6 protein-coding genes and 1 pseudogene are annotated in these 15,391 nt (G+C 40.5%); 2 read left to right on the top strand and 5 right to left on the bottom strand.

What is annotated here, in order from left to right; all coding sequences use genetic code 11:
- Positions 1-162: 162 nt before the first annotated feature.
- The 4 genes and pseudogenes from G0028_RS00155 to G0028_RS00140 form a co-directional block, all read right to left on the bottom strand.
- Entirely contained in the window at positions 163-597 is a 435-nt protein-coding gene (locus tag G0028_RS00155) for a hypothetical protein (protein ID WP_180047507.1), read from the bottom strand.
- Positions 598-628: 31 nt separating this feature from the next.
- Positions 629-1,429, bottom strand: coding sequence for a trimeric autotransporter adhesin/peptidogylcan-associated protein TpgA (tpgA, locus tag G0028_RS00150; protein WP_180047508.1), 801 nt, complete (start codon positions 1,427-1,429; stop codon positions 629-631).
- Positions 1,430-1,494: 65 nt separating this feature from the next.
- Positions 1,495-11,484 (bottom strand): annotated as a pseudogene (locus G0028_RS00145) (YadA-like family protein); the annotation flags it as partial.
- Positions 11,477-12,475: an ESPR-type extended signal peptide-containing protein gene (locus G0028_RS00140; protein WP_180047610.1), complete on the bottom strand. Its 999-nt coding sequence runs from the start codon at positions 12,473-12,475 to the stop codon at positions 11,477-11,479. The gene G0028_RS00140 and the pseudogene G0028_RS00145, both read right to left, overlap by 8 nt.
- Before the next feature lie 446 nt (positions 12,476-12,921).
- On the opposite strand from G0028_RS00140, the gene fmt reads away from it, so the two are divergent.
- Positions 12,922-13,884, top strand: a complete 963-nt coding sequence (fmt, locus tag G0028_RS00135) for a methionyl-tRNA formyltransferase (protein ID WP_180047608.1) — start codon at positions 12,922-12,924, stop codon at positions 13,882-13,884.
- The gene (rsmB, locus tag G0028_RS00130) at positions 13,881-15,191 is read left to right on the top strand and encodes a 16S rRNA (cytosine(967)-C(5))-methyltransferase RsmB (protein WP_180047607.1); all 1,311 of its coding nucleotides are present in this window, start codon (positions 13,881-13,883) and stop codon (positions 15,189-15,191) included. The genes fmt and rsmB overlap by 4 nt, the downstream gene beginning before the upstream one ends.
- A gap of 88 nt (positions 15,192-15,279) precedes the next feature.
- Here rsmB and G0028_RS00125 read toward each other — a convergent pair whose 3' ends face one another.
- Positions 15,280-15,390: a methionine/alanine import family NSS transporter small subunit gene (locus tag G0028_RS00125; protein WP_081406165.1), complete on the bottom strand. Its 111-nt coding sequence runs from the start codon at positions 15,388-15,390 to the stop codon at positions 15,280-15,282.
- Position 15,391 lies beyond the last annotated feature (1 nt).

The following is a 15,391-nucleotide window of genomic DNA, read 5'->3' as shown; positions in this document are numbered from 1 at the left end:
ATTTAAGAACAATAAGGAATGAGATTAATATAGCGCGATCAAGATAAATTAAATACCAAACTTTCATGAATATTTTTTAATTTTTTAATAAGTAAATTTTATAATTAAATCACCTCTAAAATGTTAAAAAGCCTAATCATTTGATTAGGCTTTTAAAAAATATTAAAGCTTTGGTCTTAAATATACAGGACAATTTTTTCCCGTATAATCAGTGCATAAATAAATTTTATCTTTCGACGCTTTCTTCAAAAAATTTACGTTGGATATATTTACGTCATTATTTGAATTTCCATTACAATCCTCTTTAAGATTATCTGTTTCAAAGGTAATTCCTAAAGCGGGTAAATTATTTTCATCCTGAGGCAAAATATATTGATAAAATCCAGTGACCTTTTCTTTATTACTTTGAATCGTAATATCGCCCTTAGGTAAAAATTGATAGCTTTCTTTACAGGCTGTATTGGGTTGAATTAATTCCCAATTTTGCACCTGTTGTAAAATATCAACAATCTGTTGAGGTTCTACTATTTTTTCTTCAGCTTGTATTGCTGAGCTAAACAGCAAAATTAGACTCAATGCTAATAATTTTACACGCATATATTTCTACCTTAAAACCTTAAATTTAATTTTACCACTGTATATTTACACGGCGGTTAGGTGCCAAGCACTGAATTAATCCTGATGTTTTCGCTTGTGCAGAACATTCTTGATAAGCCGTAGTAGAACCGTTACCTTGTAAAGAAATAATATTTGGGTTTATTCCCTGCTGTACGAGTAGCTGCGCTACCGTATTGGCACGATTTGCAGATAGACGTTGATTATAGGCATATTTCCCTAAACGATCTGCAAAGCCTGATATTTCTATACGCTCAGGATTATCTGCCTTAATCTGTTCAACAATAGTTGATACTGAACTATAGTTTTGGTCAATTGCTTGTGGATCATAACGATCAAATGCGAATAAGACATTTGCATTTTTACGTTGTTTATCTACAGGATAGACCATCTGTGGAGGAACTTGATTATTTGCACCATAGACCATTAAGCCTTGGCACTCTTCACCTTTCCAATATAAATTTTCAGATAGTTTATCTTTATTAAAATCTATACGTAACTGACAACGTTTATATTCATTCGTATTTGGTTGGCGGATATCTAAAACATAGTTCCATGTTTTAACAAAAAATAAGCCTTCATTAAATTGAGGATTACCCAAAATAAAGCGGATTTGATCTTTTGTTAAGCCTTTATCCAAACGTGCAACTTCGTCATATTCATAACGATGAACTTGTTTTAAATAGCTGTCTTTAACTTCAGGAAAATTAATTTCTTCTGGTGTATTTTGTGGATCAATTTCAGCAGCAGAACTCATTGTTGTCACTAGACCGCTGAGCACACTGAACAGCAAAATTGTGTTTAATGTTTTCATTAATTTATCTCTCTTAAAATAGGGAAAAACCAAGGAAGATCCGAAGATCTTCCTAGTCTAGTGAATTAGTCAATTACACCACTGATACCGATACGTACACTTGGATCACCTTCGCTCGCTGCCGCAATACCACCAGTCAATGACCAACGACCATTATCAGCAGTTTTACGTAAAGTCACACCGATTGCACTTTCACCACCGTGATATGACGCACCTGCTGCGTAGGTGTATTTACCTGGAATATACGGTGCATTTTCAAGAGCCATTGCTGCTGCAATACCTGCATTTGCACGTTTTTCAACATCATCAATACGTTGGTTAGTCGATTGGAATGCTTGCTCTAAACGGTTGCTCACATTGTTAATCTTATTACCAAGCTCTTGATCTGCTTTATTCAACGCATCAATCGCACCACCAACATTATTGTACTTACTATCTCCGACTGTGTAAGACGGCGCAGTTGTGAAGCTACCTATAATGTTGTCAATCGCAGCACCACCACCTAAGTACTCAACAACTTTTTGATTCGTTTCAACTTTTTGTGCATGTAGTTGAGAACCATTAATTGCATCTTTAGAGTCTTTATTCACAGCACCATCAGCAACACCAGTGACAATACGATCACCATCCTTACCAGCCATATTCACTGTTGTACCACCTGTATTCTTACCTACAGTGATATCAGCTTTTGAGCCTCCAGTTTGTTGAACTAAGCCAAGCGAACCATTGTTAATCTCATTTTTGATATTGTTAATATCACTTGTATTTTGATTAACCTTCTGCTCCACACTCCACAATTGACCACCATTAACGGCATCTTTGGAGCCTTCTTGAACTTTACCTTCAGCGACATTAGTTAAGGTTGTACCATTACTACCGCCACCTAAAGTTACACTGTCTTTATTTACGCTACCATCAGCTTTTTTATCATACTGAACTGAGCTGTTATTGGCTTGATCAACTTGGTTCGTGATATTGCTAATTGCGCTATCTAACTGACCTTTATTCACTGCATCAGAATCTTTTTGACCTGCTGCAACATTACTAATTACTTTGTTACCTGCATTAATTCCTGTTGTTGTTACACTTGGACCATTTTGGATAATGAGGCCTGTGCCGCCTAACTGTACAACTTGTCCAATTGATACTCCACCGTGATTAATTACAGTATCACCAGCTTTTAACTGTTCAACATCAAGCTTTTTATTCAACTCGACAGCAAGTTTTGCATTACCCTCTTTGTCGTTTTCTTGAGTTACAGTGATATTGTCATCTCCAACAAACTCAACCGTTGCTTTCGGTTTAATAGTTTGGGATTGATCACCAGCTTTCACTGTCCAACCTGCATTTGCAGTGGTATCTACATTATTCACTTTAGTATTTAAAGCATCTAATGCATCGCCCACATTAGTTTGTGTGCCACCACCAACATTATAAGTTGGGCCAGTGATTGTGCCATCTTGGTTAACTTTCGAACCACCACCTAAACTATCAACTAAAGCACCTTGAGTTGTTGTGACTTGATGATCAACTGCTTTCAACTGCGCAACGTTGACTGCATCAGAATCTGCTGTACCTGCTGCAACACCGGTAATTTGACGATAAACACCATTTGTTGCATCACCAACAGCAACCGCACCTGTAGTACTTGTCGTTTGAGTAATTGCATCACGATCCGCAGTCGTTGCTTGAGCAAGTGTATAACCTCCAACACCAGCGCCTGTAGTTGCTGCTGATTTATTACCCAACACCACAGAACCATCAACAGTTTGAGTCACATCATTACCAAGAACAAAAGTATTATCTGTAGCAACTTTATTGTTATTACCTACAGAGTAACTGCTATTTCCATCAACAATACTTGGATCACCCAAAGCGCCAGAATTATTGCCGGTCACAATATTGCCAGTACCGATACTAATTGATTGTTGACCCAATGCTTGCGCATTATGACCAATTGCAATCGTTGATGCTCCTCCAACTTTAGAACCCGAACCAACAACGACTGCGTTAGTTGCTTCATCTGTTGCTAAAGTATTATGACCAAGTGCTGCTGTACTTGTTGCGCCTGCTGCGACAATTGCATTAACACCAATTGCTGTAGAGTTTTTACCTCCTGCACTTGAGTCATTTGTTTCACCAACAACACCAGCTTCAACACTTTCATCTACTGCATTAGTATGGAAGTATTTTGCACCCTTCGTATTAATGCTTGTTACAGTTTCTAGAATGTTACGACGATCAGTTGTACTTTGACCTGACACATTATAGGTTTCAAATAGTTCACTTGGTTGACCATCAGTTGTACCAATAATACTCGTCACATCATTTTGAATTTTGTTATTAACAACATCATTCAACTGACTCACATTCACAGCATCACCAGCTGCTGTACCTGCTGCAATGTTTTTAATTTGTGTATTTCCTGCATCAATACCATTTTTCGAAACAGTAATAGGACCTACAGATAAATTATCAAACTTGACATCTTTTGCAGTCGCAACTTCATAGTTGGTTGAACCATCTGCATTGGTGCTTGACGTTATAGTGATGTTGTCGCCTTCAGTCACTGTCGTTTTCGCTTTAGTCGCTGCTGTATTTACACTAGAAATTGCATCATTGATGGTGTTTTTACCCGTACCACCAATATTGCTTGTAGTTACATTACCGCCAACATTGGTTGCATTACCACCCAAGATTGTAGTCAAGTTATCAGCGGCTTTATTCAACTGATCGCCTGTAACAGCATCAGTTGAACCTGTTGCTATCTTGCCTGCACCGACATTCGTGATCTTATCACCACCCACATCTAAACCATCTTCGGTGCTGGTCAAGATTGTTGTGTCTGCGCCTTTACCTACAGTCACGCTATCAAAGTTCACGTCTTTCGCTGTTGCAACTTCGTAGTTCACTGAACCATCTGCATTCGTCCCTGAAGTCACAACAATGTTGTCACCTTGAGTAACTGTGGTTTTCGCTTTAGTGGCTGCTGTATTTACATTTTTGATCGCATCATCAATTGTACTTTCACCTGTACCACCAATATTGGTGTTGGTTAATGTACCAGTTGTTGGATCATAAACTGTTGAACCGCCGATGATGTTTTTAACACCTTCGCCTTGTGCATTCAACTGGTTACCTGTCACAGCCTCAGTTGAACCTGCGGCAACCGTACCATCCGTTAAGCCACTGATTTTACCTGTTGCACCATCAGTCACTACATTGCCTACAGTGACTTTATCGAAGTTCACGTCTTTCGCTGTTGCAACTTCGTAGTTCACTGAACCATCTGCATTCGTCCCTGAAGTCACAACAATGTTGTCACCTTGAGTAACTGTGGTTTTTGATTTCTTCGCTTGGTCTTCAATCGCTTCAGCAATGTTGCTATAGCTGTTGCCATTGGTCGTGAATGGACCCGTTAAGCTACCTGCATTGTTGGTCACACCACCACCAATAATACTGCTTGTACTATTTTGTGCAGTATTTAACTGGCTACCATTGATTGCTTCGGTTGATGTTGATGAAACATCGCCTGCTGTTAAGCCACTGATTTTGCCTGTTGCACCATCAGTCACTACATTGCCTACAGTGACTTTATCGAAGTTCACGTCTTTCGCTGTTGCAACTTCGTAGTTCACTGAACCATCTGCATTCGTCCCTGAAGTCACAACAATGTTGTCACCTTGAGTAACTGTGGTTTTTGATTTCTTCGCTTGGTCTTCAATCGCTTCAGCAATGTTGCTATAGCTGTTGCCATTGGTCGTGAATGGACCCGTTAAGCTACCTGCATTGTTGGTCACACCACCACCAATAATACTGCTTGTACTATTTTGTGCAGTATTTAACTGGCTACCATTGATTGCTTCGGTTGATGTTGATGAAACATCGCCTGCTGTTAAGCCACTGATTTTGCCTGTTGCACCATCAGTCACTACATTGCCTACAGTGACTTTATCGAAGTTTACGTCTTTCGCTGTTGCAACTTCGTAGTTCACTGAACCATCTGCATTCGTCCCTGAAGTCACAACAATGTTGTCACCTTGAGTAACTGTGGTTTTTGATTTCTTCGCTTGGTCTTCAATCGCTTCAGCAATGTTGCTATAGCTGTTGCCATTGGTCGTGAATGGACCCGTTAAGCTACCTGCATTGTTGGTCACACCACCACCAATAATACTGCTTGTACTATTTTGTGCAGTATTTAACTGGCTACCATTGATTGCTTCGGTTGATGTTGATGAAACATCGCCTGCTGTTAAGCCACTGATTTTGCCTGTTGCACCATCAGTCACTACATTGCCTACAGTGACTTTATCGAAGTTTACGTCTTTCGCTGTTGCAACTTCGTAGTTCACTGAACCATCTGCATTCGTCCCTGAAGTCACAACAATGTTGTCACCTTGAGTAACTGTGGTTTTCGCTTTAGTGGCTGCTGTATTTACATTTTTGATCGCATCATCAATTGTACTTTCACCTGTACCACCAATATTGGTGTTGGTTAATGTACCAGTTGTTGGATCATAAACTGTTGAACCGCCGATGATGTTTTTAACACCTTCGCCTTGTGCATTCAACTGGTTACCTGTCACAGCCTCAGTTGAACCTGCGGCAACCGTACCATCCGTTAAGCCACTGATTTTACCTGTTGCACCATCAGTCACTACATTGCCTACAGTGACTTTATCGAAGTTTACGTCTTTCGCTGTTGCAACTTCGTAGTTCACTGAACCATCTGCATTCGTCCCTGAAGTCACAACAATGTTGTCACCTTGAGTAACTGTGGTTTTCGCTTTAGTGGCTGCTGTATTTACATTTTTGATCGCATCATCAATTGTACTTTCACCTGTACCACCAATATTGGTGTTGGTTAATGTACCTGTTGTTGGATCATAAACTGTTGAACCGCCGATGATGTTTTTAACACCTTCGCCTTGTGCATTTAACTGGCTACCATTGATTGCTTCGGTTGATGTTGATGAAACATCGCCTGCTGTTAAGCCACTGATTTTGCCTGTTGCACCATCAGTCACTACATTGCCTACAGTGACTTTATCGAAGTTTACGTCTTTCGCTGTTGCAACTTCGTAGTTCACTGAACCATCTGCATTCGTCCCTGAAGTCACAACAATGTTGTCACCTTGAGTAACTGTGGTTTTTGATTTCTTCGCTTGGTCTTCAATCGCTTCAGCAATGTTGCTATAGCTGTTGCCATTGGTCGTGAATGGACCCGTTAAGCTACCTGCATTGTTGGTCACACCACCACCAATAATACTGCTTGTACTATTTTGTGCAGTATTTAACTGGCTACCATTGATTGCTTCGGTTGATGTTGATGAAACATCGCCTGCTGTTAAGCCACTGATTTTGCCTGTTGCACCATCAGTCACTACATTGCCTACAGTGACTTTATCGAAGTTCACGTCTTTCGCTGTTGCAACTTCGTAGTTCACTGAACCATCTGCATTCGTCCCTGAAGTCACAACAATGTTGTCACCTTGAGTAACTGTGGTTTTTGATTTCTTCGCTTGGTCTTCAATCGCTTCAGCAATGTTGCTATAGCTGTTGCCATTGGTCGTGAATGGACCCGTTAAGCTACCTGCATTGTTGGTCACACCACCACCAATAATACTGCTTGTACTATTTTGTGCAGTATTTAACTGGCTACCATTGATTGCTTCGGTTGATGTTGATGAAACATCGCCTGCTGTTAAGCCACTGATTTTGCCTGTTGCACCATCAGTCACTACATTGCCTACAGTGACTTTATCGAAGTTTACGTCTTTCGCTGTTGCAACTTCGTAGTTCACTGAACCATCTGCATTCGTCCCTGAAGTCACAACAATGTTGTCACCTTGAGTAACTGTGGTTTTCGCTTTAGTGGCTGCTGTATTTACATTTTTGATCGCATCATCAATTGTACTTTCACCTGTACCACCAATATTGGTGTTGGTTAATGTACCAGTTGTTGGATCATAAACTGTTGAACCGCCGATGATGTTTTTAACACCTTCGCCTTGTGCATTCAACTGGTTACCTGTCACAGCCTCAGTTGAACCTGCGGCAACCGTACCATCCGTTAAGCCACTGATTTTACCTGTTGCACCATCAGTCACTACATTGCCTACAGTGACTTTATCGAAGTTCACGTCTTTCGCAGTCGCCACTTCGTAGTTCACTGAACCATCAGCATTCGTCCCTGAAGTCACAACAATGTTGTCACCTTGAGTAACTGTGGTTTTCGCTTTAGTGGCTGCTGTATTTACATTTTTGATCGCATCATCAATTGTACTTTCACCTGTACCACCAATATTGGTGTTGGTTAATGTACCTGTTGTTGGATCATAAACTGTTGAACCGCCGATGATGTTTTTAACACCTTCGCCTTGTGCATTTAACTGGCTACCATTGATTGCTTCGGTTGATGTTGATGAAACATCGCCTGCTGTTAAGCCACTGATTTTGCCTGTTGCACCATCAGTCACTACATTGCCTACAGTGACTTTATCGAAGTTTACGTCTTTCGCTGTTGCAACTTCGTAGTTCACTGAACCATCTGCATTCGTCCCTGAAGTCACAACAATGTTGTCACCTTGAGTAACTGTGGTTTTTGATTTCTTCGCTTGGTCTTCAATCGCTTCAGCAATGTTGCTATAGCTGTTGCCATTGGTCGTGAATGGACCCGTTAAGCTACCTGCATTGTTGGTCACACCACCACCAATAATACTGCTTGTACTATTTTGTGCAGTATTTAACTGACTACCGTTAATTGCATCTGTTGACGTTGCAGATACATCTCCTTTGCCTACATTAGTGATTTTATCACCACCCACATTGAGACCATTTGCTGTACTGGTCAATGTAGTATTGTTGATTGCGTCACCAAGTTTAATCGTATTACTTTCTACACTGTTTAAACCTGTTAAATCTTTTGCAAGTTGTATCGTTAACTTATCTGTACCATCTGCAACAACACCAATATTATTTGCAGATAGTTTTGTTGGGTCAGTTATACCGCCCACAATTTTAGTTGTTTCACCTAACTTACGTTGTACATTAGTTCCGGTATCACCAGCAAAAGTTAACGGGTTATTTGCAACAGACTGAACTTGACCATCAACATAAGTTTTATTGGTGGCATCCGTACCTGCAGTCGGTGCATTTTTTACCGTGACTTGATCGGCTGTGACGTTGGTAAATATTGGCGTATCAGACATGCTGATTTTCGCTTGCCCTGCTGTCACAACAGTTGAAAGATTTTTACCATCACCCACAATCGCAAATGTCGAACCTAACTTTTGAACACTTGTACCTGTTGCAGCGTCTTTAAATGTAATCGGCTGATTCACTGCCGTATCTAAAGTTGTTAAAGCCCCACCTACATTATTTGATGTAGTTTTGGTTCCAGCATTCGGATTATTCGTCAATGAGTAGGTTGGTGCCAATATCGCACCATTTGCCGAATTTACACTTGCCCCGCCGCCTAAAGCAGCGGCAGTAGAGCCTGCTAAATTACTAATCACCGCCTGAGTTGCGTATAATTGGCTACCATTGATTGCATCCGTACTTCCTGATGCAATCTCACCTGCAGCAACATTAATAATTTGACGCTCATTTCCTACAGCGCCAACACTGACCACATCACCAGTATCTGGTGTTGCTCCAGCAAAAGTACCATAGTTAATTGCTTTAGCATTTGCTGCTGTACCTGTCACAGTCGCATTTGCTGTCGGTGTTGCACTGGTAACTGTTGAACCATCACCTAGAACTACAGCACCATCTAAATTTGCACCAACAGTAACACCATTGCCAAGAACCATCACCTTAGTGGAGTTGATGGTATTTTTATTACCAATAACACGCGTATCTGTAATACCTAAACCCGTAGTAATGGTATTATTATTCCCCATAATTCCAGATTCAGAAGCATCTACAGTACCGTTGTTATTACCGACAGTATAAGTGCCTGACCCTGTAATAGTAGTTGGATCACCAATAGCACCAGAGTTGTCACCAGAAACTGTATTACCTGTACCAATACTGATCGCATTTTGACCTGTCGCTTTTGCACCTTTACCAATTGCAACAGCATTTGCTTTGCTTGTTGAACCTGCTATCGACTCACCACCCAATGCAATTGAATCTGTACCAAGAGCTCTTGCACCTGCAGTTGTATTACCACCAATGGCAATTGCACCCACTGCTGAAGCTGTTGTTTTGGTTGAATTCGCATCTGTTCCGCCTGAACCAATAGCAAGCGTATTACTTGCTGAAGCGACTGTATTTTTACCTACAGCTGTAGACTCTGAACCAAGTGCTTGAGAAGCATATCCCACAGCAACCGCATTCGCACCTACCCCTTCAGCACGACCAACTGCAACCGCATTTGCCCCTAATGCTGATGCACCACCGCCCAATGCTGTAGCAGCTGCGCCTGATGCAAGGCTGCTATAACCTACTGCAGTTGAGTTATCTTCTGTGGCAATTGCTGAACCCATAGATAAAGCATTATAAACAGCCAATGCCTGCTCTTTATTAAGAGTTTTAGTACCTAATGTACCACCAGTCACTGCACCCGTAGTTCCATCTAAAGTAAATGTAAAGTTTGTAGGTAAACGACTATTATTTGAAAATGAACCAGCAATTGAAGTTTGAGTCGGGCCTGTATATGCCGTTGACATCGTAACTGATCTAAAGCCACTTCCCATAGGAACTCCAGCAGCTAAGCCTTTTAAATCATTTGAAGCTGCACCTGCACTTACAACTGTACTCCCTGTTCCTAATGAAGCAGTACCTGTTCCGACTGCCGCACTACCTGAACCTGCAGCCCCTGCTTTATAACCTAATGCTGCAGCTTGATTTGTGGTAGCTCTTGCGCCCGTTCCAACAGCCGTTTGGTACATGCCTAGAGTATATGCATTTGCACCCATCGCAATAGAGCTACCTATAGTATTTGAACCTGTATCCGCAACTGCGTTGGTACCAATGGCAATATTGTCATTAAATTTAGAAGATGCCCCTCGGCCTATTGCTACAGTATTAGTAGCCAACGCATTCGCTTGATTACCAACAGAAATTGAAGATACACCTGAAGCAAGCGCTTTATAACCTTGTGCAAGAGCATAATCTGCATTCGCATTTGAACGATGACCTATACTTAAGCTACTAAGACCATTTGCTTTATTATATGTACCTAACGCAATTGCTTGATTACCTGTAGCATTAGCAACGTTTCCTAATGCCATTGAGTTTTCACTGTTACTTTGTGCACCATTACCCAAAGCAAGAGAGTTTCTCCCGTCAGCTTTAGTGTTAACAGTTTGAGTACCACCATCAGCAGCATCAAAAGCCCAATCTAATTGCGAACCAATTGCCATCGCGCCAGTCGCATTAGTATTAGTGACTTGTGCTTTACGTCCAAAAGCAAGAGAATTTGTAGCTAAAGCTTCAGCTTGTGTACCTAATGCAATCGCACTAACTCCCGAAGCAACAGACTCACCACCTATTGCAGTTGCATTTATATTTGAAGCTTGCGCACCTGCATTGGCATTACCACCTAATGCCAATGCACCATCTGCAGTTGCTTGGGTCGCTTTCGAAACTGTATTACCACCTGAACCTATAGAAGTCGCATACTCACCTGATGCAGTACTGTTTAAACCAATTGCAGAAGCATATTTCTTACTCGCTGATGAATTTACTCCAATAGCCGTGGTTGCATCTGATGAAGCAGTTGCTTTAGATCCAATACCAACTGATAGATTACCCGTCGCAGCTGAAGCCATACCAATTGCAGTACCATAATGCCCACTTGCTTTTGCTTGCACCCCAACTGCAGTAGAAGCATCACCAGAGCTTTGTGTAGAAATATAACCTGATGGTAAATCGACTCCGGTCAGCGCTTTATAAACTGCATTATTACCACGTGCTGAGTCAATATCATCCCCCCCAATGGCAACTGAAGCCGCACCAGTAGCACGGCTATTAGCACCTAATGCTGTTGATTGATCTCCTAAAGCCAATGAGTCTGCACCAATTGCGATGGATTGATTTCTAAGCGCCAATGCTGATGAACCTATGGCAACTGATTGCCCTGCCCCCCCCCCCAGCAGCAGCACCACTTGTTAGTGATTCATATAGCACATGAGCTGTTGCTGCATCCAAGGTACTTGTTGTACCAGTAATTGGATTATCACTTGAATCTAGTAATGTATATGTTCCACCTGTTGCCGAACCATTAGAAATATTTAAATCAAAACTATAACGCCCATTTGTAGAGCCTTGTGTTTTTCCAACAAATTTAGTTGCGCTATTTGTTGTAATGTTTAGGGTTCTAGAACCAGGTATTTGATTTCCAGTAGAACCTGTAACCGTTGATGTTCCTTTCGTAATTGCAGAATTCTGTGCACCACCAATTGCTACAGAAGCCGATCCAGATGCATAAGCATCTTGTCCTATTGCTGTAGTACGAGAAGAGGTTGCTTGTGCACGATAACCAAATGCACTTGCACCAACAGCAGATGCTTTACTGTCAGCACCAAATACAGTCGCATATGCCGCTGTCGCTTCAGCAAAAGAACCAACAGCAGTAGCACGCCCTCCATCGTTAAGCGTAGTTGTTGCTTTAGTATTGTGACCAATGGCTATATTATTTCCTGTGCTATTGACTCCACCACTAGTCGCTGTCGCACCAGACATTATTGCTAAATTATCATTCCCAATGGCAGTTGTTGTGTTATAGCGATTATCACCTATCGCAATAGCTCCCCCAATACTTGCTTGAGCTAAAGCAGCACCACTACCGCAGTTAGCATCTAAACTTGTGTTAGTTGAATTCCCTACGACAGCACCTGTTGTTCCACTTGCTGCGGTAGTACCACAAACAGATAAGTTTGCAGCAGCATCTGGACTAAACGTCACCATCAAACTGACTGTCGCAGCACCCATGATTTTTGTCACTTTAGATGACTTGGTTTTTCCCTTTGCAACTTCAGACACTGCCACCCAAATACCTAAGGTTGCGTTCCAAATTACTTTGTAAATCTTATTCATTAGATATTCCTCATTGGGTGGCACTTAGAAGTTTTTAGTATTCTTTCTGAAGCGCACACAAAACATACAAAATTAACTACAATTAAATAACGAATGCAGTCAAAAATCAACAAAATTATGCGACTTTGATCACACTAAGACTTTAATTCACTCTCTTAGTTCAATTTTTAGATTAACTGCTTAATATTCAACCATATTAATCAAAAATTTACTATTATTCAAAATATTAACAATCCATTAACATTGATTAATTTTTCTTACAAATGTTGAAATTTAAAATTTAAGCTTTTGTTTTCAATTGTTTTTTTAATTAAGCAATTTTTATTTGTAATATTTATACCTTTTATATTTACATTTTTTTTATTTTATTATGAAAATTGATCAAAATCGTCTGATTTGATGTAGCTTTGATATACTGCTTTTTAATTTTTCTTAGAGCTCCTATCTTGAAAATAATTTTTGCAGGTACCCCCGAATTTGCAGCACATGCACTCAGCGCCCTTTTAAAAACTGATCATGAAATTGTTGCAGTTTACACTCAACCTGATCGTAAAGCAGGACGTGGACAAAAGCTTACAGCCTCTGCCGTCAAACAACTTGCTCTTGAGCATCACTTAACGGTTTATCAACCTGTAAATTTTAAATCATCTACTGAAGAAGGTTTGGCTGCACAAAAACAATTAGCGGAATTGAATGCTGATGTCATGGTCGTGGCTGCGTATGGTTTAATTTTGCCACAAGTCATTTTAGACACACCCAAATACGGATGTCTTAATATTCATGGTTCCTTGTTACCACGTTGGCGCGGTGCAGCACCGATTCAGCGTGCCATTTCAACAGGTGATACTGAAACAGGCGTGACTATCATGAAAATGGCAGCAGGGTTAGATACAGGCGATATGATGTATAAAACCATCTGCCCTATTACAAATGAAGATACCTCTGCAAGCCTACATGACAAACTGGCAATTCAAGGTGCTGAAGCAATTTGCACGGTATTAGCGTCCGAACAAAGCTTACAAAAGTATCTAGCTGAACGTGAAGTTCAAGATGAAGCCTTGACTGTATATGCCACTAAATTATCTAAAGCAGAAGCACAGATCGATTGGTCACGTTCTGCTGTAGAGATTGATCGTAATATTCGTGCTTTTAATCCTTGGCCTGTGGCATTTACCCCGATTGATGAGAATAACAATTTGCGGGTATGGAATTCTGTTTTATCAACTTTAGATGCTTCAGATAAACAAGCAGGTGAGATTATTGCATTGGATAAAAATGGTGTGCATGTGGCTTGTGGCGATCAGCAAGCTGTCTGTATAACCAACTTACAATGGCCAGGTGGTAAAGCATTGAATGCTGTTCAAATTAACCAAACTCAAAAATTAACTGTAGGACATCTCTTCGCATGAGCCAAAAACATTCCTCTGCAAAATCAACAGTGAATTTACGTGCACAAGTGGTTCGCACTTTACTGTCTGTACAAGATGGTAAATCACTGAATAGTTTTTTGCACCAAAATTTGGAGCAAGTAGCGGAGCGTGATCGTGCGTTATTTCATGAGTTAGTTTTAGGCACATTGCGTCAATGGTATGCGCTCAAAGCCATTACTTTGCCTTTGCTCAATAAACCTTTAAATAATCCATCGATTGAAACCTGTTTGTATTTGGGTTTGTATCAGTTACTGTGTACTCGTATTCCTGCCCATGCTGCAATTTCTGAAACAGTGACTGCGACCAAACAACTGGGTTATGAAGCAATGGGCGGTGTGGTGAATGCAATTTTACGTCGTGTTTCACGTGAAACATCAGAATTTCAAGCTGCTTTAGATCAAGCACATGGTTTGCCAAGTTGGTTATTTAAACGTTTAAAGAAAGATTGGGCTGAGCATGTTGATGAGTTATGTCATAACTTAAAACAAAGTGCACCTTTAACATTACGTGTGAATGATCGTCAAGTCAGCCGTGATGAATATCTTGAGATTTTAGATGAAGCAGGCATTCAAGCACATGAATGTGATTTGTCTCATGTGGGCATCGTACTAGAACAAAATACCAATATTACCCATTTACCAGGTTTTGCAGAAGGTGGCTTTTCGGTTCAAGATGAACATGCACAACTTTGTGCAACTTTGCTACCTAATTTAAATGACAAAATTGTCGTCGATGCCTGCGCCGCACCAGGTGGAAAAACTGCGCATATTTTGGAAAAATTCCAACCTAAAAAATTGATTGCACTTGATCATGATACCAAGCGTTTACTTCGTGTTTCAGAGAACTTAGAACGTTTGCAACTCAACAATATCAGTGAGCTTGAAATTCTCACTGCGGATGCAACAACTTGGACAGCTCCTGAACAAGTTGATTGTATTGTGCTTGATGCACCATGTTCAGCCATTGGGGTAATGCGTCGTAATCCTGATATTCGTTTGTTGCGTCAGTCAGGTGATATTCAACAGACTGTAGATTTGCAACACAAGATTTTAAATCAGATGTGGCAACAGCTTAAAGTTGGTGGAACATTGCTTTATATCACCTGCTCGATTTTGAAAGCTGAAAATGAACAACAAATGGTTCAATTCTTTGCAGATCATACAGATGCCAAAGAAGTCAAAATTGAAGCAAATTGGGGATTAAAACAAATTCATGGTCGCCAGTTATTGCCTGAAACGGATTTTGGTGACGGCTTCTATTATTGTCGAATTGAAAAAATCGCGTAAAGATTTATCGATCTAATGTTTCGTTTTTAAATACCATAAAAAATGCCCAATCATGTGATTGGGCATTTTTTATTCTGATGATAAAGAATTAATCTTCTGCCTCATCAGGGTTTTTAACCAAATGAATGGTTGCCAAAATCAACCCACCCCATAATAAAACAATCGATAGAATCATCATCACAATCGCAGATGTATTCATT

Source organism: Acinetobacter piscicola, assembly GCF_015218165.1.
Taxonomy (GTDB): domain Bacteria; phylum Pseudomonadota; class Gammaproteobacteria; order Pseudomonadales; family Moraxellaceae; genus Acinetobacter; species Acinetobacter piscicola_A.
Note: the sequence above shows the minus strand (reverse complement) of the source record. Positions and strands in the feature narration are given on the sequence as shown.

Bases quoted from the DNA above. Each gene is read 5' to 3' on its own strand.
- G0028_RS00155 (WP_180047507.1), bottom strand. From the start codon at position 597: ATGCGTGTAAAATTATTAGCATTGAGTCTAATTTTGCTGTTTAGCTCA.
- tpgA (WP_180047508.1), bottom strand. From the start codon at position 1,429: ATGAAAACATTAAACACAATTTTGCTGTTCAGTGTGCTCAGCGGTCTA.
- G0028_RS00140 (WP_180047610.1), bottom strand. From the start codon at position 12,475: ATGAATAAGATTTACAAAGTAATTTGGAACGCAACCTTAGGTATTTGG.
- rsmB (WP_180047607.1), top strand. From the start codon at position 13,881: ATGAGCCAAAAACATTCCTCTGCAAAATCAACAGTGAATTTACGTGCA.
- G0028_RS00125 (WP_081406165.1), bottom strand. From the start codon at position 15,390: ATGAATACATCTGCGATTGTGATGATGATTCTATCGATTGTTTTATTA.